Below are 19,537 nucleotides of genomic sequence, written 5' to 3' on the forward strand. Positions count from 1 at the left end.
GCCGCATTTGCGGCCCTTGCTATTGATGGATGCGAAATCATACCGTCCACGCCAATCTGAAAAACTTAGCCGTCGAATTACCGGGCATGGGATTTTCCCGGACGCATACGGCCGGGAGAATGCAAAAACATACGAGCAGTGGATTAGCGTAAGCGTGGATGCTTATCTGCCGGTTTGAAGCGATCGGGCCGATGGTCTGGAATGAATCCACCGCGATTCGGCATGGAGACTTTTACCAGACTTTCCGCAGTGACCGGCTCATCGCCGCTCATGATATTGGCCTCTGAGAGGATATATCCGGTTACCGAATATACCTCGTCATTCGTCAATGTCCCTGGCGTATAAAATGGCATTGCCCGCTTGATGTAGTCAAACAATGTCGTTGCATAGGGCCAGTAGCTTTCAACAGTCTTGACCGGCGCTTTCTTGGGGTCATTGTTCACCAGCGTTCCCCTCCCGCCGATCAATCGATCACCTATGCCACCTTCCAGTTTTTGTCCATGACAGGATGCACATTGCTCGTCGTAAATTTTCTTGCCCCGTGCAATCGTGCCGCTGCCTGCCGGTAGACCGCGGCCATCCGGCAAAGACGAGACGAAATCCTGTAGATCACTTGCAGATGCCGGCGCGCCAAATCCATACCGAATCGGGTCTGCGCTCACGGTATAGGTATTAAGTGCGAACAAGGCACTGCACGCCGTGACGTGCAAAAAGAGTTTAGTAGTAGTGAACATTGCTTACCCTCCCTGCGGTATCAACCTTCCAGCTCTGGATTGCATTGAGGTGGTAAATTGAACCGATAGGCCCATTCAAACCCCGCACTTCGATAAGCTGCCCAAGCGTTGGCTGGACATACCCTGTTTCATCCACGCAACGGCTTTGCAAAATCGCATCCTTACCGTTCCACACCCAAGGAAAACGAAAACGTGTCTGGCAAATCGGCAGGATCGGGCCCTGCAAATCCGCAGGTTTCCACGTTCTCCCTCCATCGGTGGAGACATCGACACGTTTTATGCGGCCGCGTCCAGACCACGCCAACCCGCTGATCTCATAAAAACCGGGTCCGGAGAGCGTCATTTCCCCGGATGGTCGCGTAATGACCGACTTGGCATCCATGACCAGAGAGAACTGCACCGCCTTGCCACTGGGAAGCAGATCGGTATATTTTGAAGTTTCTTCGCGTGTCATGAACGGTTTGTCGGACAACTCGATCCGGCGAACCCACTTGATATGCATATTCCCCTCGTATCCTGGAACGATCAGGCGTATTGGGTACCCCTGTTCAGGGCGAATCGCTTCTCCATTCTGCCCATAGGCAAGGAAACAATCTTTCATTGCCTTGCTGATTGGGATGCTCCGCGTCATTACCGCAGAGTCACCTCCCTCTACGAGCAGCCATTTGGCACCCGATTTGACGCCGACTTCGTTCAGGATTGTCGACAGTGGAACGCCTGTCCATTCGGAAGTTGAGACGAGACCGTGCGTACCTTGTACGGTTTTCAGCGTGGGTTTCGACCATTCGGTAAGGCCATTGCCGGAACATTCAATGAAATGGATTCGAGATATCGACGGAAAGCGCTTCACGTCCTGCATCGAGAATTTCTTTGGCTGTTTCACCATGCCATGCACGAACAGCTTATGCGTAGCTGGATCAATGGTGGCGATACCCCCATGGTGCCGCTCGAAATGCAGTCCTGACGGGGTAATGATGCCAACCCCCTGCTCCAGTGGCGTCATCGACCAGGAGGAGATGGGGGTCTTGGTGCCAAAGCGCCAACGAACCTCGGTTTCAAACTGAGAGCGCGTCCCATAGCCCCCGTCTTCGCCAATGGCGACGCCTGCAATCTTTGTGGCATCTTCCGGAACCGACCGCCATACCGCGCCTGCAGGGGCCTTGTTGTCCGGAGACAGGCCGGCGGTTTGCGCGATGGCCCTCCCCGCCACGCCCGAACTGGCGAGCGCTGCGACGGAAGCCAGGAAATGGCGTCGGTTTTGTGGCTGTCGAAGACGATCAACCTCTTCGGCATGCCCATCTTTTACTACCGCTGCCGGCTCAGCATGCTGGCTGAAATACACCGAATCGGCGTTTGTTCTGGCTTTGTCGATGAAGGCTTCCTCGGCCTCGACCAAAGACGCTATTTTCAATGTGTTCTTGGCGTCGTTATCCGGATCAAAGATAGACATCTTCATTCCTCCATTTTTATGGATAAGCCATTGAGCTCGACAGTTTCTGTCCCGGCTTGTATTTAAGTCGTAAAACCTGACAATGCAATATCAGGATTTCCCTTATTCTGACTGCCGGTTCTTGCTGGATAACGGGTGCACGATGCCTGGGAGGCTTGCGGTGCCATCCCTGCACGCATCGGTAAAAATCCGCTGGAAGCGCTGCAGAGCGACTGGAACGGCCTGTTTTCGATTCAGCTGGCGCACACACGCTGTACAGGCGACAGCTTGTGCCATGCTGGCCTTGCTCCAGCCCTGGACGCCCAGCGCTGGCGCAGGCCGCTCACTTCAAATCGCCACGGTTTTCATGATCGGGGCGCCATTGGGTCGATAGCCGTGCCGGAGCGGATTCGTCTCGCCAGTTCCCATTGCTTGACCATTGCATAGATCGCCGGGATCACGGCCAGCGTCAGCACGGTCGAGGACACCATGCCGCCGATCATGGGCGCCGCGATACGGCTCATGACTTCCGATCCGGTCCCGGTTCCCCACATGATGGGCAGCAGGCCGGCCATGATCGCGACCACCGTCATCATCTTGGGGCGGACGCGTTCCACCGCGCCCTCCATCACTGCCGCGTACAGATCGGCCGCGCCAGCGGGGCGGTTTTCCGCACGGCACCGGGCCTGCGCCGATGCCCAGGCGTGATCCAGGTAGATCAGCATCACCACGCCGGTCTCGGCGGCGACGCCGGCCAGCGCGATGAAGCCCACTGCGACCGCGACCGACAGGTTGTAATCCAGGGCCCACATCAGCCAAATACCCCCCACCAGGGCGAAAGGCACCGAGAGCATGACGATCAGCGTTTCGGTCAGCCGTCGGAAGTTGAGATAGAGCAGAACGAAAATGAGCAGCAGCGTCAGCGGAATGACGATCTTCATCTTGTCGATGGCGCGCTCCATGTACTCGAACTGGCCGCTCCAGGTGATGTAGTAGCCGGGCGGGAATTTCACCTGCTCGCTGACCGCCTGGCGTGCCTCGGCCACGTAGGAGCCGATGTCGCGGTCGCGGATGTCGACGAAAATATACGCCGACAACAGCGCATTCTCGGTGCGGATGCCCGGCGTGCCCTTGACGATTTTCATTTGCGCCACCTGGCCGAGCGGAATCATCGCCCCGTCCATGGTGGGCACCAGCACCTCCCGTGCGATCTGCTGCGGATTGGACCGCAACTCGCGCGGATAGCGTACCTGCACGCCGAAGCGCTCCCGCCCCTCCACCGTGGTCGTCACCACCTCGCCCCCGAGCGCGGTACCGATCACCTCCTGCAGATCGCCGACCGCGAGGCCGTAGCGGGCCAGTTGCTCGCGGTCCGGCTCGATGTTGAGATAGTAGCCACCGGTGATGCGTTCGGCGTAGGCCGAAGTCGTGCCGGGAACGGCCTTCACCACGGCCTCGATTTGCCGGGCCAGCTTTTCCATCTCGCCCAGATCGCGACCGAAGACCTTGATCCCGATGGGCGTGCGGATGCCGGTGGAAAGCATGTCGATGCGTGCCTGGATGGGCATGGTCCACGCGTTCGACACCCCGGGAAACTGCAGGGCCTTGTCCAGTTCGGCGATCAACCTGTCCGTCGTCATGCCGGGTCGCCATTCGGATTCGGGCCGCAGGTTGATCAGCGTCTCGAACATCTCGAGCGGCGCCGGGTCGGTCGCGGTGTTGGCCCGTCCGGCCTTGCCGTAGACCGAGGCGACCTCGGGAAAGCTCTTGATGATCCTGTCCTGGGTCTGTAGCAGTTCGGCCGCCTTGGTGATCGACATGCCGGGCAGCGAAGACGGCATGTAAAGCAGCGTGCCCTCGTTGAGCGTCGGCATGAATTCGCTGCCGAGCCGTGACGCCGGATAGACCGAAACGGCCAGTACCGCCAGCGCGGCGAGGAGGGTCGTCTTCTTCCAGCGCATGACCCAGGCGATGACGGGGCGGTAGGTCCAGATGAGAAAGCGGTTCACCGGGTTTCTCGCCTCCGGCACGATCCGGCCGCGAATGAACAGCAGCATCAGCACCGGAACCAGCGTCACCGACAGCAGCGCTGCGCCGGCCATGGCGAAGGTCTTGGTGTAGGCGAGCGGGGCGAACAGCCGGCCCTCCTGCGCCTCCAGCGTGAACACCGGCAGGAAGGACACGGTGATGATAAGCAGCGAGAAGAATAGCGCCGGCCCCACCTCCTTGCACGCCACGATCATCGCCTCGGCGCGCGATTCCCCCTCTTTCAGCCGTTCCAGGTGCTTGTGGGCGTTCTCGATCATCACGATGGTGGCGTCTATCATCGCGCCGATGGCAATCGCGATGCCGCCCAGGCTCATCAGGTTGGAATTCATGCCGAGCAGACGCATGGTGATGAACGCGATCAGCACCCCCACCGGCAGCATCAGGATGGCGACCAGCGCCGAGCGCACGTGCAGCAGGAAGATCACGCACACCAGCGCGACGATCAGGCTTTCCTCGATCAGCGTGGTCTTGAGGGTCTCGACCGCGCGCAGGATGAGGTCGGAACGGTCGTAGACCGGCTCGATCGTCACCCCTTGCGGCAGACCGGCGGAAATCTCGGCGAGCTTGGCCTTGAGATTGCCGATGACCTCCAGGGCGTTGGCGCCGTAACGCGCCATCGCGATACCGGACACCACCTCGCCCTCGCCGTTGAGCTCGGCGAGGCCACGCCGCTCGTCCGGCGCCAGCTCGACCCGGGCAATGTCGCGAATCAGCACCGGCGTTCCCGCCTCGCTCTTCACCACCAGCATCTCGAGGTCGTCCTTGCCGCGCAGATAGCCCTTGCCGCGCACCATGTATTCGGTTTCGGCCATTTCGACGACGCGCCCGCCGACGTCGCGGTTGGAATCGCGGATGACCTGCGAAACCGTGCGCAGCGGAATTCCGTAGGCGCGCAGCTTCACCGGATCGACGGTCACCTGGTAGGTCTGGACGAAGCCGCCGACGGAGGCGACCTCGGCCACGCCCTGCGCCTTGGTCAGCTGGTAGCGCACATACCAGTCCTGGATCGCACGCAGTTCGGCCAGCGTCCGATCCTTCGCCAGCACGACGTACTGGTAGACCCAGCCCACGCCTGTGGCGTCCGGCCCCAGTGTCGGCGTCACGCCTTTCGGCAGTCGGCTGGAGGCGAAGTTGAGGTACTCCAGCACCCGCGAACGGGCCCAGTAGATGTCGGTACCGTCCTCGAAGATCACATAGACGAAGGATGCGCCGAAGAAGGAAAACCCGCGCACCACTCTGGACCGGGGCACGGCGAGCATGGACGTGGTGAGCGGATAGGTGACCTGGTCTTCCACCACCTGCGGCGCCTGGCCCGGATATTCGGTGTAGATGATGACCTGCATATCCGAGAGGTCGGGCAGCGCGTCGAGCGGCGTCTTCGCGATAGCGTAGATGCCGCCGATGACGGTGAACAGGGCGGCGAGCAGGACGAGGAAGCGATTCCGGCCCGACCACTCGATGATGCTGGCCAGCATGGCGACCCCCGTCAGTGACCGGCGCGAGGGCTGGAATGCGCAGCCGGGTCGCCCATCGGTTTGATGCCGGTGATCACCCATTCCCCGGGCTGCCGCTCGACGAACTCGAACGACACCGCTGTTCCGGGATTGATGCCCTTGAGCAGGGATTCATTCGCGACCGTGAATTCCATGGTCATGGCGGGCCATTGCAGCGATTTCACCGGACCGTGATTGATGCTGATCCCGCCGCTCCTGGAATCCACGCTGTCCACCGTTCCTTCGGCCCGGTGCCCCGCTCCTGGCGGCTTATTCCCGGGCGCGCCGCCCGCTGCGGCCGGCCCCTCCATGCCCCCTAGCACCGTGCTCAGGTTGCTTTCGGCGTCGATCAGGAAGTTGGCCGCGACCACGATCTGCTCGCCTTCGTCGATCCCGTCCAGCACCTCCACGTAACGGTCGCCGCGCCTGCCGAGCCTGACTTCGCGTGGCTCGAAGCGGCCGGCTTCAAGCTGCACCAGCACGATGCGGCGGGTGCCGCTGTCGATTACGGCCGAATCGGGGATGGCCAGCACCGGCTTTCCATCGCCGACCGGCAACTCCACCTGGGCGAACATCGCCGGTTTCAGCAGCATGCCGGGATTGGCGAGCTCGAGCCGAACCGGGACCGTGCGCGTCGCGGGCGTCAGCGTCGGGTAGACGTAAGTGACCCGGCCCTCGAACACCCTGTCCGGGTAGGCGCTGATCGACACACGGGCCTGGGCGCCGGTCCTGACAAGCCCGATGTCCTGCTCGAACACGTCCGCCACGACCCAGACCGAAGACAGGTCGGTCACCTGATACAGCGTCTCGCCGGGCATGAAGCGCATGCCCTGCACGGCTTTCTTCTCCGTCACGATGCCGGATACCGGCGAGCGGAAGGTGAGCGAGCGTTTCGCCTCGCCCGTCTTTGTCAACGCCTTCACCTGCGCATCGGGAATATCCCAGTTCCTCAGCCGCGCCAGGCTCGATTCGGCGAGTTGCTGCATGGCGTTCCGCGTCTCGCTGTCGGCATCCTTCATGGCCTGCACCCCCTCGGCGGCGAGCGCGAATTCGCGCTGGGCCGAAACCAGCTCGGGACTGTAGACCTCGAACAGCGGCTGCCCCCTCGCGACCCGCTGCCCTGTGACATTGACGTGCAGGCGCTCAATGTAACCTTCGAACTTGGGGGCGACCGCGACGATGCGCCGTTCGTCCGGTTCGATGCGGCCGGCGGCGCGCACGATCCGGTCCAGCGTCCGCAGGGCGGCCGCCTCGGTCTTCACGCCCAGTTTCTGCACCTTGTCCGGGCTGATCCTGACCTGCGCGGCATCGTCGTTGCCCTGCCCATCGCCTTCATAGACCGGGATATAGTCCATCCCCATCGGATCCTTCTTGGGAACCGGCGAAGTATCGGGGAGCCCCATCGGGTTGCGGTAATAGAGGAGTTTGCGTGGCTGCTGCGCGCCTTCGCGCGCTGGCGAATGAATAGCCGAACCGGCGACCGGAGCCACGGTTCGCACCCCCAGCCAGTAGCCGCCGCCCGCCAGTCCCGCAGCAAGCGCCAGCCCCATCGCCCCCATCATGCCCCGCTTCATAGATCCTCCCCCAGCAGTCGCTCGATTTCCGCCAGCCGTACCTGGACCTCGACCTGGGCCTTGAGCTGGTTCAGCCTTGCCTGCAGGATCTGGCGCTGCGCGTCCAGCAGCGTGGCGAAATCGAGACGTCCGTTTTCGTAGCCTGCCAGCGCGGCCCGGAAGGTAAGCTCGGCCTGCGGCAGCAGGCTGCTGGCGATCAGCGTGTCGGTGCGGCGCGCCGCCTCGATGCCTGCGAGATGCCCGGCGAGCTCGGCGAGGATCTGGTTGGAAACAGCTTCCGCGCGCGCCCTGGCGGCGCGCAGCAGGGATTCCGATTCACGCTCCCGGGCGCGGCGTGAGGTTTGCTGCAAGGGCAGGTTGAGCTCGACCATCAGTTCCCATTCCCTTACCGCGTTCTGGTACTGGATGGGAGACACGCCCAGGGTGAAATCCGGGTAGCGGTTCCGGTAGGCGAGCTCACGGCTAGTTTCGGCCGAGCGGATGCGCGCCTCCTCGCTGAACAATTGCGGATTGCGGGCGCGGACGCGTGCATCGAGCGTGGAATGATCGAGCTTCGCCGCGATGGGCACAGGCCGCAGTTGTTCCGGCTCGCCCAGCGGCGCGCCAGCGGGGCGGGCAAGCAAGGCATTCATGCGAACCTGAAGCTGGCGGCGTTCGTTCTCGAGGGAGACCAGTTCGGTCTTCATGCCGGTCTGCTCGACCTGGGCCCGGATGGCATCCTGCTGGGCCGAGAGGCCGCCGGCGTAGCGCACCCGGGCGATCTTTTCCAGGCGCGACAGGAGATCGAGGACTTCACGCGTGTACCGCTCGTTGCGATGCACGTAGTACAGCTGGGCATAGGCCGATTTGATGCGGGCCGAGAGTTCCGCCCAGTTCCCCATGACCTGCCCCCTGACGCCCTCGGCATCAAGTTCCGCTACCTGCCGTTTCAGCGCACGCTTGCCGAACCAGGGGACATCCTGCATCAGCAGATAGCGGGTGCTGCCGACATTGCCCGGGGACAGGCTCGGGTTTTGTTCGCCGAATCGGGTGATGTCGCGCAGCTCGATGCGTAACTTCGGGTCGGGCAAGGCAGATGCGGACGCCGCGCGCTCGCCCGCGGCGTCCGCTTCCAGGCGCATTGCTGCGTATTCGGGGTTGTGTTCCCGGGCATACGTGAGGAGCGAATCGACACTCCCCCCCGGCAGCGGCGCTTCCTGTGCCCAGGCAGGCAACGCCAGGATCGAGGCCGCGATGGCCCACAGAAGCCGCAGCGAGCCAGCTGTTCTTCCCCTACTCATACCGCCCCCCGGTTGTATGCCCGTTGCGCCCCGCGTGCGCTTCAGGACCACGATGATGCGGCACGCATGCCCGTTTCAGCTATAGGGTTATACAGACAGATCGGCACGCCGCTTGTGGAATTCATCCTGATCGATCTCGCCGCGGGCATAGCGCTCTTCCAGGATGTCGAGTGCCGTGCGCCGGGGTTTTTCATTCCGGTCGCGTACGCCATAGAGGATGACCAGTGCGACCAGCAGGATCGGAACCAGCCAAACCAGGATCATTCCCCATCCCATACCGTAGTGTTCGAATCCCCACATTTCCGTTCTCCAGACTGGCAGTGCGACACAAACCTGGCGTCCGCAGGGATGTGCTCGCGGAATAGATCCCTGTCTTTTTGCAGACCCGTTGTTGAGCCCCTACCCGCAGGTCTCCCCGCTGCCTTTTTCCGGCGCATGGCCGTCGCCGGCCGCACGTGGGAAATGGCTTTCATGCATGCTGTTTTTCAACGGTGCAATGGACGGCCAGCTGCGCCATTCCTCATTTGGCCGGTGTTGCGGCGGGGGGCGGCGGCATGCCCATGCCCTTCTGCATCATCATCTGCATCATGTCCATGCGCTTTTCCATCATCTCCATGCGCCTGTTCATCATGTCGCCGTTACCGGGCATGCCCTGGCCACCCATCATGCCCATGCCGCCGCCCATCATGCCCATGCCGCCCGGCGCCTGGCCGGCCATCGGGCAGCCGGCCTCCATGTTCTTCATCACGGCATCCATCTGGTTCATCTGCGTTTCCATCATCCGCATGCGCTGGGCGGGGTCGCGCGTACGGCGCATTTCCTGCATGCGTTCGCGCAGGGCTTGCATGTCGGTAGCTGTCGCGGGCTTGGCCTGTGTCGCTGCAGGCGCCGCCGCAGGGGCCGGATCCGGATGATGGCTGCTCTCGGCGCGCGCGGCGGAGGACAGCACCATGGCGGCTGCCAGGGAAAACATCAGGGTGTTGCGTTGCATTGCCTGCATGAATCGCTCCTTGAAGTTGGGTTATTGAACGATCTCGAGCCGGGTTACGGCGAGCACGCCGTTCACCCTTTCAGCCTGGAACCGTATGGTGTCGCCGGGCTTGACCTGGTCGAGCCAGCCGGCATCCTGCACGCGGAAAACCATGGTCATGCCCGGCATGTCGAGGTTTTCCAGCGGGCCGTGCTTGATCGTGAGCTTGCCCTGTGCTTTGTCGATTTTCTTCACCACCCCATCGGACAGGGAAACCGTCTGCGCCGCCGTTTTCACGTACGTCGCATGCTGGATCCCGGCCCAGGCCGGCAGGCCCAGGCTGAGACCCACGAACAGAGTGGTCAGGGTGAGGTTCTTTCTCATGCCTATTCCTTTCGGTGCCAGGTTCGGGGGTCAACAGCGGTATCGCGGGGAAATCCTGCTGATGAATGACGTCAGTATGGAAGGCGGTTCACTACGACAAGCTGACGGATGGGTTACATTTGTGTCATCTTTGCCATCGTTACAGCTACCGCACGCGGCGATGGCAAGACGCCGCCGTGATTTTTACCCACTGTCGGAGACAGGACACCCGCATGAACGAAAACCGCACCGAACCCGCCGAGCTCTGCTCCGGTTGCGTCTACTTTCCACCGAATCTGCCGCCCCAGGCCTACGCGCAGGACGACTGGGCGATGCTGCAGGCACGATCCTGTTCGTTTGAGCATCACCCCGGCGACGACGCATGCCTGACCACGCGGAAAACCAGCTGCAGCGTGGTTGACCTCGCCATCATGAAGCGCGGCATGGCCTGAGTCCATCGAGGCCCGCAGGCTGGAACACCCGGCGGCATGTTCGCGCAGGCGCCCAGGACAAACATGAAGCCGACTCGCACATTACAAACCCGTAATCCGCGCCATCCGTGGCGATTTGTGCGGCAGGATGGGCCGCTCGATCTACCATCATAGCCATGAAGATCCTGATCGTCGAAGACGAGCCCAAGACGGGCGCTTACCTGAAACAGGGCCTCAGCGAGGCCGGATTCGTCACGGACCTCGCCCGCGATGGCTGGGAAGGTCTTCAGCTCGCCAAGGAAGGGCACTACGACCTGATCATCCTCGACGTGATGCTTCCCGGACTCGATGGCTGGCAGGTGCTCGAAGGCCTGCGCCGCGCCGGCATCGAAGGGCCGGTATTGTTCCTGACCGCACGCGACCAGGTCGAAGATCGGGTCAAGGGACTGGAACTGGGGGCCGACGACTATCTGGTGAAGCCCTTCGCCTTCGCGGAACTGCTGGCCAGGGCGCGAACGCTGATGCGCCGCGGGCAGGCCGGTCTTGAAGCCGCGGTTCTCAGAGTGGGCGACCTCGAACTCGATCTGTTGCGGCGCCGGGCCACACGGGCCGGCCGCCGGATCGACCTGACCGCCAAGGAATTTGCCCTGCTGGAGCTGTTTCTCCGCCGCAAGGGCGAAGTGCTGCCGCGCAGCCTGATCGCTTCCCAGGTCTGGGACATGAATTTCGACTCGGACACCAATGTGATCGACGTGGCGATACGCCGGCTGCGGGTCAAGATCGACGACGGCTTCGAGTCCAAACTCATCCACACCGTGCGGGGCATGGGCTATGTGCTGGAAAACGACCTGGAGAATCAGACCTGAAGGCCCTGTCGCTGACCACCCGGATCAGCCTGCTCTTCGCAGTCGCCGCATCGCTGGTCCTGCTCGCAACGGCCTATGTCCTGACGCAGGCGGTGGAGGCGCACTTCGAGGAGGAGGATCACCACGAGCTGAATGGCAAGCTTGATCTCATCCAGAACCTGTTCCGGCATGCCTCCAGCCAGAGGGAACTGGATCGCCTGCCGCAGCAACTGGACGACGCACTGGTCGGGCATCATGGGCTTGCCGTCGTCGTGACGGACGGGACAGGAAACATCTGGTTCGCGACTTCGGGGGCAGATTTCCCGCACCGGCTGTTGCAAGTCTGCCAGGCCCGGCCGGCAGCATGCACTGAAGAAACCTTGCACCAATGGCAGAAAAACGGCGTGAGCAACCGGGGAATCGCCGCGTCGATCACGGCGGGCGACGGCACGCCATACATCGTGGCGCTGGTGCAGGACATCCAGCACCATGAGCTTTTCATGGACACATTCCGCTCGCTCCTGGGTATCGCCATCGCCCTGGCAGCCCTGGCCACCGCCAGCCTCGGCTGGGCCGTGACCCGATGGGGTCTCTCGCCGCTGCGTAAGGTCACCGACACGGTGGCGGGCATCTCAGCCGAACGTCTCGGTGCGCGCCTCCCGTCCGCGGGCCTGCCGGCCGAACTCATGCCACTTGCCACTGCCTTCAACGCCATGCTGGCCCGCCTCGATGACGCCTTTCGCCGGCTTTCGGAGTTTTCCTCCAACATCGCGCACGAATTGCGCACGCCCATCTCCAACCTCATGACCCAGACCCAGGTGGCGCTCTCCACTGCGCGCAACAGCGATGAATACAAGGAGATTCTGTACTCCAGCCTGGAAGAATACGAGCGCATGGCCCAGATGGTCGGAGACATGCTGTATCTCGCACAGGCCGACAATGGATTGCTGAGACCCGGTCTGGAGACGGTCGACCTGAGTAGCGAAACCACCAACCTGTTCGACTATTTCGAGGCGTGGGCGGAAGAGCGTGGCGTTTCTCTGCTACAGACCGGCTCGGCCTCAGTCCCGGGCGACCGGCTGATGCTGCGGCGCGCACTGAGCAACCTCATCTCCAACGCCATCCGGCATACCCCACAGGGCCACACGGTGCGCGTTACGCTGGAAACGCCCGGCGACAAGGCCGTCGTTGTCGTCGAGAACCCGGGCCCGGAAATCCCGGCCGGGCACATCCCCAGACTCTTCGACCGCTTCTACCGGGTCGACCCTTCACGCGAACGCAAAAGCGACGGCGCCGGGCTGGGGCTTGCCATCGTCAAGTCGATCGTTGAAGCACACGGCGGGGTCCTGTCCGTGACCTCCGCCAATGGAGTCACGCGGTTCCAACTCACGTTGCCAATGCCAGGAGGTTGAACGCGCCCGAGGCGCCGGTGAATCCCTTTCTGGCCGTGTGCCTGGGGGCGCTTCCGGAGCGGCAGCCTTGCTGCAAACAAAAAGGCGACCGCTCGCGTTCCAGGGGTCGCCTTTAACGTGCGCGCTTGAGCCTCAGCCGAACAGGCCCCGGAACAGCAGCCGGATGCCATCCCACATCCGGCGGAAGAAGCCGCCCTCCTCGACCGCTTCGAGCGCGACCAGCGGCGCCTGCATGACGACCTTGCCGTCGCCGCCCACCAGTTCGACACGGCCCAGCGGTGCGCCGGCGGCGACGGGCGCGACGATGTTGCCTTCCTTCAGCACGACGCGCGTCTTGTATTCGCTGCTGGCGCGCTTGGGCAGCGCGGCGGCGAAGTCGGCAGCAACCCCGGCCTTGACCGTGCGCGCGGCGCCTTTCCAGACGGCTACGGCCTGTATCGTTTCGCTCTTCTTGAAGAAGGTCTTGCTGTCGAAGAAGTTGAAGCCGTAGGTGAGCAATTTGGCGGTCTCGGTCGCCCGTTCGGATTCGCTGTTGGTGCCGAATACCGCCGCGATCATGCGCTGGCCATCGCGCTGGCTCGACGCCACCAGACAGTAGCCGGCTTCCTCGGTGTGGCCGGTCTTGAGGCCGTCGACAGTGGGGTCGCGCCACAGCAGCAGATTGCGGTTCGGCTGCTTGATGTCGTTCCAGACGAACTCCTTCTCCTTGTATAGCGAGTAGTGCTCTGGATCCTCGATCACGATGGCCCGCGCCAGTTTGGCCATGTCGAGCGCGCTCGAATAATGGCCTTCGGCCGGCCAGCCGGTGGCGTTGACGAAATGGGTATCGGCAAGGCCCAGTCGTTTCGCCTCCTGGTTCATCAGCGCGGCGAAGGTGTCCTCGCCGCCCGCGAGATGCTCGGCCAGCGCGATGCTGGCGTCGTTGCCCGACTGCACGATGATGCCGCGCAAGAGATCGCTCACCGCGACCTGATTGCCGACCTTGACGAACATCTTCGAGCCGCCCATGCGCCACGCCTTCTCGCTGATGGTGACGAGGTCATTCTCCTTGATGCGGCCGCGCTGAAGTTCCAGCGCAGCGACGTGCGAGGTCATCAGCTTGGTCAGGCTGGCGGGAGGCAGGCGCTGATTGCCCTGGTGGTCGACCAGCACGTTGCCGCTGACGGCGTCCATCAACACCCAGGATTTGGCTGCCAGTTGCGGGGGCGGCGGGATGACGGCGGAGGCGCTCCACGCAGCCGGCGCGAGCAGAAAACCAAAGAGCAATACGAGTCGTTGCAGGAAATACGGGATAGTCATGGGCTTATCGATGAGTAGGAACAGAATGGGCATTGGAACAGGCGGGTGCGCGCAAACGCGCACCCGTTCAGGATAACATCGCACGCCGCCCGGCGGCAGCCCGGCGGCAACGGTCCTGTTAAACTCGCGTCATGCCGACGATCGTACCGCGCCCACCCGGCCGCCCCTGAAACCCGCCGCCTCCTTCCGCCCGGCTGCCTGAACCATGCTCTATACGCTGATCCGCCCCGCCCTCTTCTCGCTCGACCCCGAGGATGCCCACCGCTTCACCCTCGCCAGCCTCGATCTCGCGCACCGGATCGGCCTGCTGGGCCTGCTGCCGCGCGCAACCGGCACGCCGGTGCACGCGCTGGGCATCGACTTCCCCAACGCGGTGGGCCTCGCCGCCGGGCTCGACAAGGACGGCGCACACATCAATGCGCTGGCCGCGCTGGGCTTCGGCTTCATCGAAATCGGCACGGTGACGCCGCGCCCGCAGCCCGGCAATCCGCAGCCGCGCATGTTCCGCCTGCCGGTAGCCGACGCCATCATCAACCGCATGGGCTTCAACAACCTTGGCGTCGACAACCTGGTGCGAAACGTCGCGGCCAGCGGCTTCACCGGCGTGCTCGGCATCAACATCGGCAAGAACAAGGACACCCCCAACGAGCATGCGGTGGACGATTACCTGGCCTGCCTCGACAAGGTCTACGCACACGCCAGCTACGTGACGGTGAACATCTCCTCGCCCAACACGCAGAACCTGCGCGAGCTGCAGAAGGACGCAGCGCTCGACGCGCTGCTCTCGGCGATCAAGCTCAGGCAGTCCGAACTGGCGCAACGACACGGCAAATACGTGCCGGTCGCGCTGAAGATCGCACCCGACCTCGACGACGCGCAGATCGCCGCCATCGCCGCGCTGCTGATGGTACACCGCATCGACGCGGTGATCGCCACCAACACCACCATCGCCCGCGACGCAGTGGCCGGCCTGCCCAACGCCGACGAGGCCGGCGGGCTGTCGGGCAGACCGGTGCGCGCGGCGTCGACCCGGGTGATCCGCGAACTGGCGCGCCACCTGAAGAACGCGGTGCCGATCGTCGGCGTCGGCGGCATCCTGTCGGGCGACGATGCGCAGGAAAAAATCGCCGCCGGCGCCTCGCTGGTGCAGCTCTACTCCGGTCTGATCTACCGCGGCCCGGAACTGGTGCGCGAGTGCGTGCAGCGCCTCGCCTGACGAAACTGAAGCGAGTGCGCGGGCTCGTCCTTGGCCTGCTGGTGCTGGCCGCCGCCGCGCACGCCGCGCCGCCCGGGCACGCCGTCGTCACCCGCTTTGCCCAGCCGGGACTCGCGGCCGGGCAACTGGGCGTGATCGTCAACGACGACGATCCCGACAGCGTGGCGATTGCCGCGTATTACCTCGAAAAGCGCGGCATCCCCGCCGCCAACCTGATCCACGTGCGCTTCAAGCCCGGACGCAGCACGCTTTCCCGCGAGGAATTCGCCGCGCTCAAACGCCGGGTCGACCGCATCACGCCCGGGAATATCCAGGCCTACGCCCTGACCTGGGCCCAGCCCTACCGGGTCGACTGCATGTCGATCACCTCTGCCTTCGCCTTCGGCTTCGATCCCGCCTGGTGCGCCAGCAGCTGCAAGCCGACGCAACCCAGCCCGTATTTCAACAGCAGCGCGGCACGCCCCTTCGACACCTACAGGATGCGCCCGGCCATGAGCCTGGCCGCCACCAGCGTGGCCGAGGCGAAACAACTCATCGATCGCGGCGTCGCCGCCGACGGCAGCAACCCGGCGGGCACCGCCTATCTGGTCAGTACCGGCGACAAGGCGCGCAACGTGCGCGCCGCCGGCTACGCGGCGCTGCGCACGCAGATGCAGCGCATCCTGCCCACTAAAATCGTCGCGGCCGACGTCCTCGAAAACAAGTCCGACGTGATGTTCTATTTCACCGGGCTGACCCATGTGGCGTCGCTCGACAGCAACCGCTTCCTGCCCGGCGCCATCGCCGACCACCTCACCTCGGCCGGCGGCGAACTATTCGGCGGCTCGCAGATGAGCAGCCTCGCCTGGCTGCAGGCCGGCGCCACCGGCAGCTACGGCGCCGTGGTCGAGCCGTGCAACTTCCCCGCCAAGTTTCCGCTTCCCGGCATCGTCATGGCGCACTACCTGCAGGGCGAAACCCTGCTCGAAGCCTACTGGAAAAGCGTGCAGATGCCGGGGCAGGGTCTCTTCATCGGCGAACCGCTGGCGCGCCCGTTCGCCGGCGTCGCCCACCATGCGCGCGACGGCGGCCTGACCCTCTCGGCGCGCCTGCTCGCCCCCGGCGATTACGAGATGCAGGCCGCGCCGTCGATGCTGGGGCCCTATCGCAGCGTCGGCCGCATCCGCATCGGCTGGGGCACCAGCGAACTCAAGTTCAACCGGATTCCGCCGGCGTACTACCGCTTCGAGCGTCGCGCCGACCTCCGCCCGGCCCGCTAGCGCTCGCCAGCACACGGCCGCTTTGGTTATGCTGCGCGGGTATCCATCCTGCGCGAGACCCACCATGCACATCGGCATCCCCAAGGAAATCAAGAACCACGAATACCGCGTCGCCCTCACGCCCGACGGCGCGCGCGAACTGGTCCAGGCAGGGCACCGGGTCAGCATCGAAACCGGCGCCGGCGCCACCGCGGGATTTGACGATGCCGCTTATCACGCCAGCGGCGCCGACATCGTCGCCACCCCCGCCGAGACTTACGCCGCCGACCTGGTGGTCAAGGTGAAGGAACCGCAGCGGGACGAGCTGGCCGCTTTGCGTGCCGGACAACTGCTGTTCTGCTACCTGCACCTGGCCGCCGCACCTGCGCTGGCGCGTGAGCTGATGACGCGCGGGGTGACGGCGATCGCCTACGAAACCGTGACCCGCCCGGCCGGCGGCCTGCCGCTGCTGCAGCCGATGTCCGACATTGCCGGGCGGCTGGCGCCGCAGATGGGCGCACTCGGGCTGCACACCTCCCACGGCGGCAACGGCAAGCTGATCAGCGGCATGCCCGGCGTGCCGCCGGCGCATGTGCTCATCATCGGCGCCGGCGTCGTCGGCATGAGCGCCGCACGCGCGGCCACCGGCGTGGGCGCGCAGGTCACCCTGCTCGACCAGCAGGCCGACAAGCTCGCCCACGCCGAAGCGCTGTTCGGCGCGCGAGTGACAACGCGGTTTTCCTCGCCGCGGGCGATTGCCGACGGCCTCGCGCAAGCCGACATCGTCATCGGTGCCGCCCAGGTTCCCGGACGCCACACGCCGCGCCTGATCAGCCGCGCATTGTTGAAGCAGATGTCGCCGGGATCGGTACTGGTGGACGTGGCCATCGACCAGGGCGGCATCGCCGAAACCTCCCGCCCCACCACCCACAGCGCCCCGTTTTTTGTTGCCGAGGGCGTCGTCCACTACTGCGTCACCAACATGCCCGGCGCTGTCGCCCGTACCGCCACCGACGCGCTCACCCATGCCACCCTGCCCTATGTGCGGGCGCTGGCGGCCCAGGGCCTGGCCGCACTGGACGCGGACGCAGGGCTGCGAACGGGACTGCAGGTGCACGCAGGCAAGATCACTCATGCCGGACTGGCGCAGGATCTGGGGTTCAGCTAAACCGGGCCGCGGCTGGCACAGGCCGCCTCTCGCCTGCAGGGGAAATCGCGCGCGCCAATGTCCTGCAACGCACCGCCATACCGCACATTCAAGCGCACACAAAATCGAGCAAGCAGCGTCAGTGCTGTTCGAACTCGTCTGCAAAACCGTCTGTTGCTGTGAACGCGAGTTCTTCGAGATATCAGTCAACTGCCGCGTCGAAGTTTTTCTGTGCCTCGCTGGAAAGGCTAATCCGCACTGGCGGCTTTGGCCTTTGCGAAACTGATTCTGGTGTAAATCCCAGCGCCTCACGCCACGCACGGTCGGGTACAGATTGAGACCCCGTAGCTACCCAACCCGATCATTCGGGCCAGAAGCATCACACGATCGAGTAATCCACCCAACAATATCGACGCATATCAATCGCGTGCTAACTGGGCTATACAAAATCCAGATCCGGCAACGAGCAGGGATGGCTTTTTCCCAGCCAAACAACACTTGGCCTCATTGTTCGCTCACGCCCGAACATGCTTCCTTGACACATTCAATATTAAATGGATATATTTATCCGCATATGCGCATATCATCGTATCCGCATGTGTTAATCCAGTTATCAATCACGGGAGACGTGTATGGAAGCGACAACCTACAACTATAAGGTCGTCCGCCAGTTCGCCATCATGACGGTGGTGTGGGGGATCGTCGGGATGCTGGTCGGGGTGACCCTGGCGACGCAGCTGATCTGGCCGGAATTAACCTATGGGATCGAATGGCTGTCGTATGGCCGTCTGCGTCCGCTGCATACCAACGCCGTCATCTTCGCCTTCGGTGGCTCGGGCCTGTTCGCGGTGTCGTACTACATCGTGCAGCGCACCTGCCAGGTAAGACTGTGGGCCGAGAAGCTGGCGGCCTTCACTTTCTGGGGCTGGATGGCGGTGATCGTGCTGGCGGCCGTCACCCTGCCGATGGGCTATACCAGCACCAAGGAATACGCCGAGCTGGAATGGCCGATCGATATCCTGATCACGCTGGTGTGGGTGGCCTATGCGCTGGTGTTCTTCGGCACCATCGCCAAGCGCAAGACCAAGCACATTTATGTCTCGAACTGGTTCTTCGGCGCCTACATCCTGACCATCGCGATCCTGCATATTGTCAACAACCTGGAACTGCCGGTGACGCTGACCAAGTCCTACTCGCTGTATGCCGGCGTGCAGGATGCGATGGTGCAGTGGTGGTACGGCCATAACGCGGTGGGCTTCTTTCTCACCACGGCCTTCCTCGGCATGATGTATTACTTCATTCCCAAGCAGGCCGGCCGTCCGATCTATTCCTACCGCCTGTCGGTGGTCCACTTCTGGTCGCTCAACTTCATCTACATGTGGGCCGGTCCGCACCACCTGCAGTACACCGCGCTGCCGGACTGGGCGCAGTCGCTCGGCATGGTGTTCTCGCTGATGCTGCTGGCGCCTTCGTGGGGCGGCATGATGAACGGCATCATGACGCTGTCGGGCGCCTGGCACAAACTGCGCACCGACCCGATCCTGAAGTTTCTCGTCACCGCGCTGTCGTTCTACGGCATGTCCACCTTCGAAGGTCCGATGATGGCGATCAAGACGGTGAACGCGCTGTCGCACTACACCGAATGGACGGTCGGCCACGTGCATTCCGGCGCGCTCGGCTGGGTGGCGATGATCACGATCGGCTCGATGTACTACCTGATTCCGCGCCTGTACGGCCGCGAATCGATGTACAGCACCAAGATGATCGAATGGCATTTCTGGCTCTCCACCATCGGCGTGGTGCTGTATATCGCCTCGATGTGGATCGCCGGGGTGGCGCAGGGCCTGATGTGGCGCGCGGCCAACGCCGACGGCACGCTGACCTACAGCTTTGCCCAGGTGCTCAACACCATGTATCCGTTCTACGGCATCCGTCTGCTGGGCGGCGTGCTGTTCTTCAGCGGCATGCTGATGATGGCCTGGAACGTCTGGAAGACCGTGCGCATCGGACGGGTCGTCAATGACGCCGCCATTCCGCAAGCCGTCCACGCCTAAGGA

Annotated in this window: 16 protein-coding genes; 7 read left to right on the top strand and 9 right to left on the bottom strand. The window is 63.4% G+C overall.

Annotated features, from left to right (window positions below):
• Window positions 1–143: 143 nt before the first annotated feature.
• From B059_RS20275 to B059_RS0107655, 8 genes are all read right to left on the bottom strand, one after another.
• Entirely contained in the window at window positions 144–734 is a 591-nt protein-coding gene (locus B059_RS20275) for a c-type cytochrome (RefSeq protein WP_081601593.1), read from the bottom strand.
• The gene (gene soxC / locus B059_RS18820) at window positions 718–2,184 is read right to left on the bottom strand and encodes a sulfite dehydrogenase (RefSeq protein ID WP_245538750.1); all 1,467 of its coding nucleotides are present in this window, start codon (window positions 2,182–2,184) and stop codon (window positions 718–720) included. Before soxC ends, B059_RS20275 begins: the two co-directional genes overlap by 17 nt.
• 344 nt (window positions 2,185–2,528) lie before the next feature.
• Window positions 2,529–5,687, bottom strand: coding sequence for an efflux RND transporter permease subunit (locus B059_RS0107625; RefSeq protein ID WP_018077648.1), 3,159 nt, complete (start codon window positions 5,685–5,687; stop codon window positions 2,529–2,531).
• An 11-nt stretch (window positions 5,688–5,698) separates the two neighbouring features.
• On the bottom strand, window positions 5,699–7,279 hold the full coding sequence (locus B059_RS0107630) for an efflux RND transporter periplasmic adaptor subunit (RefSeq protein WP_026177381.1): 1,581 nt from the start codon (window positions 7,277–7,279) through the stop codon (window positions 5,699–5,701).
• Complete coding sequence (locus tag B059_RS0107635; protein WP_026177382.1) at window positions 7,276–8,559, bottom strand: TolC family protein; 1,284 nt, start codon at window positions 8,557–8,559, stop codon at window positions 7,276–7,278. Before B059_RS0107635 ends, B059_RS0107630 begins: the two co-directional genes overlap by 4 nt.
• An 87-nt stretch (window positions 8,560–8,646) precedes the next feature.
• Window positions 8,647–8,859 carry an SHOCT domain-containing protein gene (locus tag B059_RS0107640; RefSeq protein ID WP_018077651.1) on the bottom strand — a complete coding sequence of 71 codons (213 nt, stop codon included), beginning with the start codon at window positions 8,857–8,859 and terminating at the stop codon, window positions 8,647–8,649.
• 220 nt (window positions 8,860–9,079) lie between these two features.
• The gene (locus B059_RS0107650) at window positions 9,080–9,559 is read right to left on the bottom strand and encodes a hypothetical protein (RefSeq protein WP_018077653.1); all 480 of its coding nucleotides are present in this window, start codon (window positions 9,557–9,559) and stop codon (window positions 9,080–9,082) included.
• 21 nt (window positions 9,560–9,580) lie between these two features.
• Entirely contained in the window at window positions 9,581–9,913 is a 333-nt protein-coding gene (locus tag B059_RS0107655; RefSeq protein WP_018077654.1) for a copper-binding protein, read from the bottom strand.
• A 212-nt stretch (window positions 9,914–10,125) separates the two neighbouring features.
• Between B059_RS0107655 and B059_RS0107660 the strand changes: the two genes are divergently transcribed.
• The 3 genes from B059_RS0107660 to B059_RS0107670 all read left to right on the top strand — a co-directional run bounded on the left by B059_RS0107660 (window position 10,126) and on the right by B059_RS0107670 (window position 12,580).
• Entirely contained in the window at window positions 10,126–10,344 is a 219-nt protein-coding gene (locus B059_RS0107660; protein ID WP_018077655.1) for a hypothetical protein, read from the top strand.
• 155 nt (window positions 10,345–10,499) lie between these two features.
• Window positions 10,500–11,189 (top strand): heavy metal response regulator transcription factor, encoded by a 690-nt coding sequence (locus B059_RS0107665; protein ID WP_018077656.1) that lies wholly within the window; start codon window positions 10,500–10,502, stop codon window positions 11,187–11,189.
• Between the two features lie 59 nt (window positions 11,190–11,248).
• Window positions 11,249–12,580 (top strand): heavy metal sensor histidine kinase, encoded by a 1,332-nt coding sequence (locus tag B059_RS0107670; RefSeq protein ID WP_245538759.1) that lies wholly within the window; start codon window positions 11,249–11,251, stop codon window positions 12,578–12,580.
• Window positions 12,581–12,712: 132 nt separating this feature from the next.
• On the opposite strand, the gene B059_RS0107675 is transcribed toward B059_RS0107670, so the two are convergent.
• Window positions 12,713–13,879: a D-alanyl-D-alanine carboxypeptidase family protein gene (locus B059_RS0107675; protein ID WP_026177385.1), complete on the bottom strand. Its 1,167-nt coding sequence runs from the start codon at window positions 13,877–13,879 to the stop codon at window positions 12,713–12,715.
• A 205-nt stretch (window positions 13,880–14,084) separates the two neighbouring features.
• Between B059_RS0107675 and B059_RS0107680 the strand changes: the two genes are divergently transcribed.
• The 4 genes from B059_RS0107680 (at window position 14,085) to ccoN (ending at window position 19,534) form a co-directional block, all read left to right on the top strand.
• A complete protein-coding gene (locus tag B059_RS0107680) occupies window positions 14,085–15,095 on the top strand; it encodes a quinone-dependent dihydroorotate dehydrogenase (protein WP_018077659.1) in 1,011 nt (336 codons plus the stop codon).
• Window positions 15,074–16,354, top strand: a complete 1,281-nt coding sequence (locus B059_RS0107685) for a TIGR03790 family protein (protein ID WP_018077660.1) — start codon at window positions 15,074–15,076, stop codon at window positions 16,352–16,354. The genes B059_RS0107680 and B059_RS0107685 overlap by 22 nt, the downstream gene beginning before the upstream one ends.
• 64 nt (window positions 16,355–16,418) lie before the next feature.
• Window positions 16,419–17,501 (top strand): alanine dehydrogenase, encoded by a 1,083-nt coding sequence (gene ald / locus B059_RS0107690; protein ID WP_018077661.1) that lies wholly within the window; start codon window positions 16,419–16,421, stop codon window positions 17,499–17,501.
• A 611-nt stretch (window positions 17,502–18,112) separates the two neighbouring features.
• Window positions 18,113–19,534: a cytochrome-c oxidase, cbb3-type subunit I gene (gene ccoN, locus B059_RS0107695; RefSeq protein WP_018077662.1), complete on the top strand. Its 1,422-nt coding sequence runs from the start codon at window positions 18,113–18,115 to the stop codon at window positions 19,532–19,534.
• The last annotated feature ends 3 nt before the right edge of the window (window positions 19,535–19,537 follow it).

Origin of the sequence: Thiobacillus denitrificans DSM 12475, from assembly GCF_000376425.1 — a bacterium.
In the GTDB taxonomy this organism is placed as follows: Bacteria; Pseudomonadota; Gammaproteobacteria; order Burkholderiales; family Thiobacillaceae; genus Thiobacillus; species Thiobacillus denitrificans.

Bases quoted from the DNA above. Each gene is read 5' to 3' on its own strand.
- B059_RS20275 (WP_081601593.1), bottom strand. From the start codon at position 734: ATGTTCACTACTACTAAACTCTTTTTGCACGTCACGGCGTGCAGTGCC.
- soxC (WP_245538750.1), bottom strand. From the start codon at position 2,184: ATGTCTATCTTTGATCCGGATAACGACGCCAAGAACACATTGAAAATA.
- B059_RS0107625 (WP_018077648.1), bottom strand. From the start codon at position 5,687: ATGCTGGCCAGCATCATCGAGTGGTCGGGCCGGAATCGCTTCCTCGTC.
- B059_RS0107630 (WP_026177381.1), bottom strand. From the start codon at position 7,279: ATGAAGCGGGGCATGATGGGGGCGATGGGGCTGGCGCTTGCTGCGGGA.
- B059_RS0107635 (WP_026177382.1), bottom strand. From the start codon at position 8,559: ATGAGTAGGGGAAGAACAGCTGGCTCGCTGCGGCTTCTGTGGGCCATC.
- B059_RS0107640 (WP_018077651.1), bottom strand. From the start codon at position 8,859: ATGTGGGGATTCGAACACTACGGTATGGGATGGGGAATGATCCTGGTT.
- B059_RS0107650 (WP_018077653.1), bottom strand. From the start codon at position 9,559: ATGCAGGCAATGCAACGCAACACCCTGATGTTTTCCCTGGCAGCCGCC.
- B059_RS0107655 (WP_018077654.1), bottom strand. From the start codon at position 9,913: ATGAGAAAGAACCTCACCCTGACCACTCTGTTCGTGGGTCTCAGCCTG.
- B059_RS0107660 (WP_018077655.1), top strand. From the start codon at position 10,126: ATGAACGAAAACCGCACCGAACCCGCCGAGCTCTGCTCCGGTTGCGTC.
- B059_RS0107665 (WP_018077656.1), top strand. From the start codon at position 10,500: ATGAAGATCCTGATCGTCGAAGACGAGCCCAAGACGGGCGCTTACCTG.
- B059_RS0107675 (WP_026177385.1), bottom strand. From the start codon at position 13,879: ATGACTATCCCGTATTTCCTGCAACGACTCGTATTGCTCTTTGGTTTT.
- B059_RS0107680 (WP_018077659.1), top strand. From the start codon at position 14,085: ATGCTCTATACGCTGATCCGCCCCGCCCTCTTCTCGCTCGACCCCGAG.
- ald (WP_018077661.1), top strand. From the start codon at position 16,419: ATGCACATCGGCATCCCCAAGGAAATCAAGAACCACGAATACCGCGTC.
- ccoN (WP_018077662.1), top strand. From the start codon at position 18,113: ATGGAAGCGACAACCTACAACTATAAGGTCGTCCGCCAGTTCGCCATC.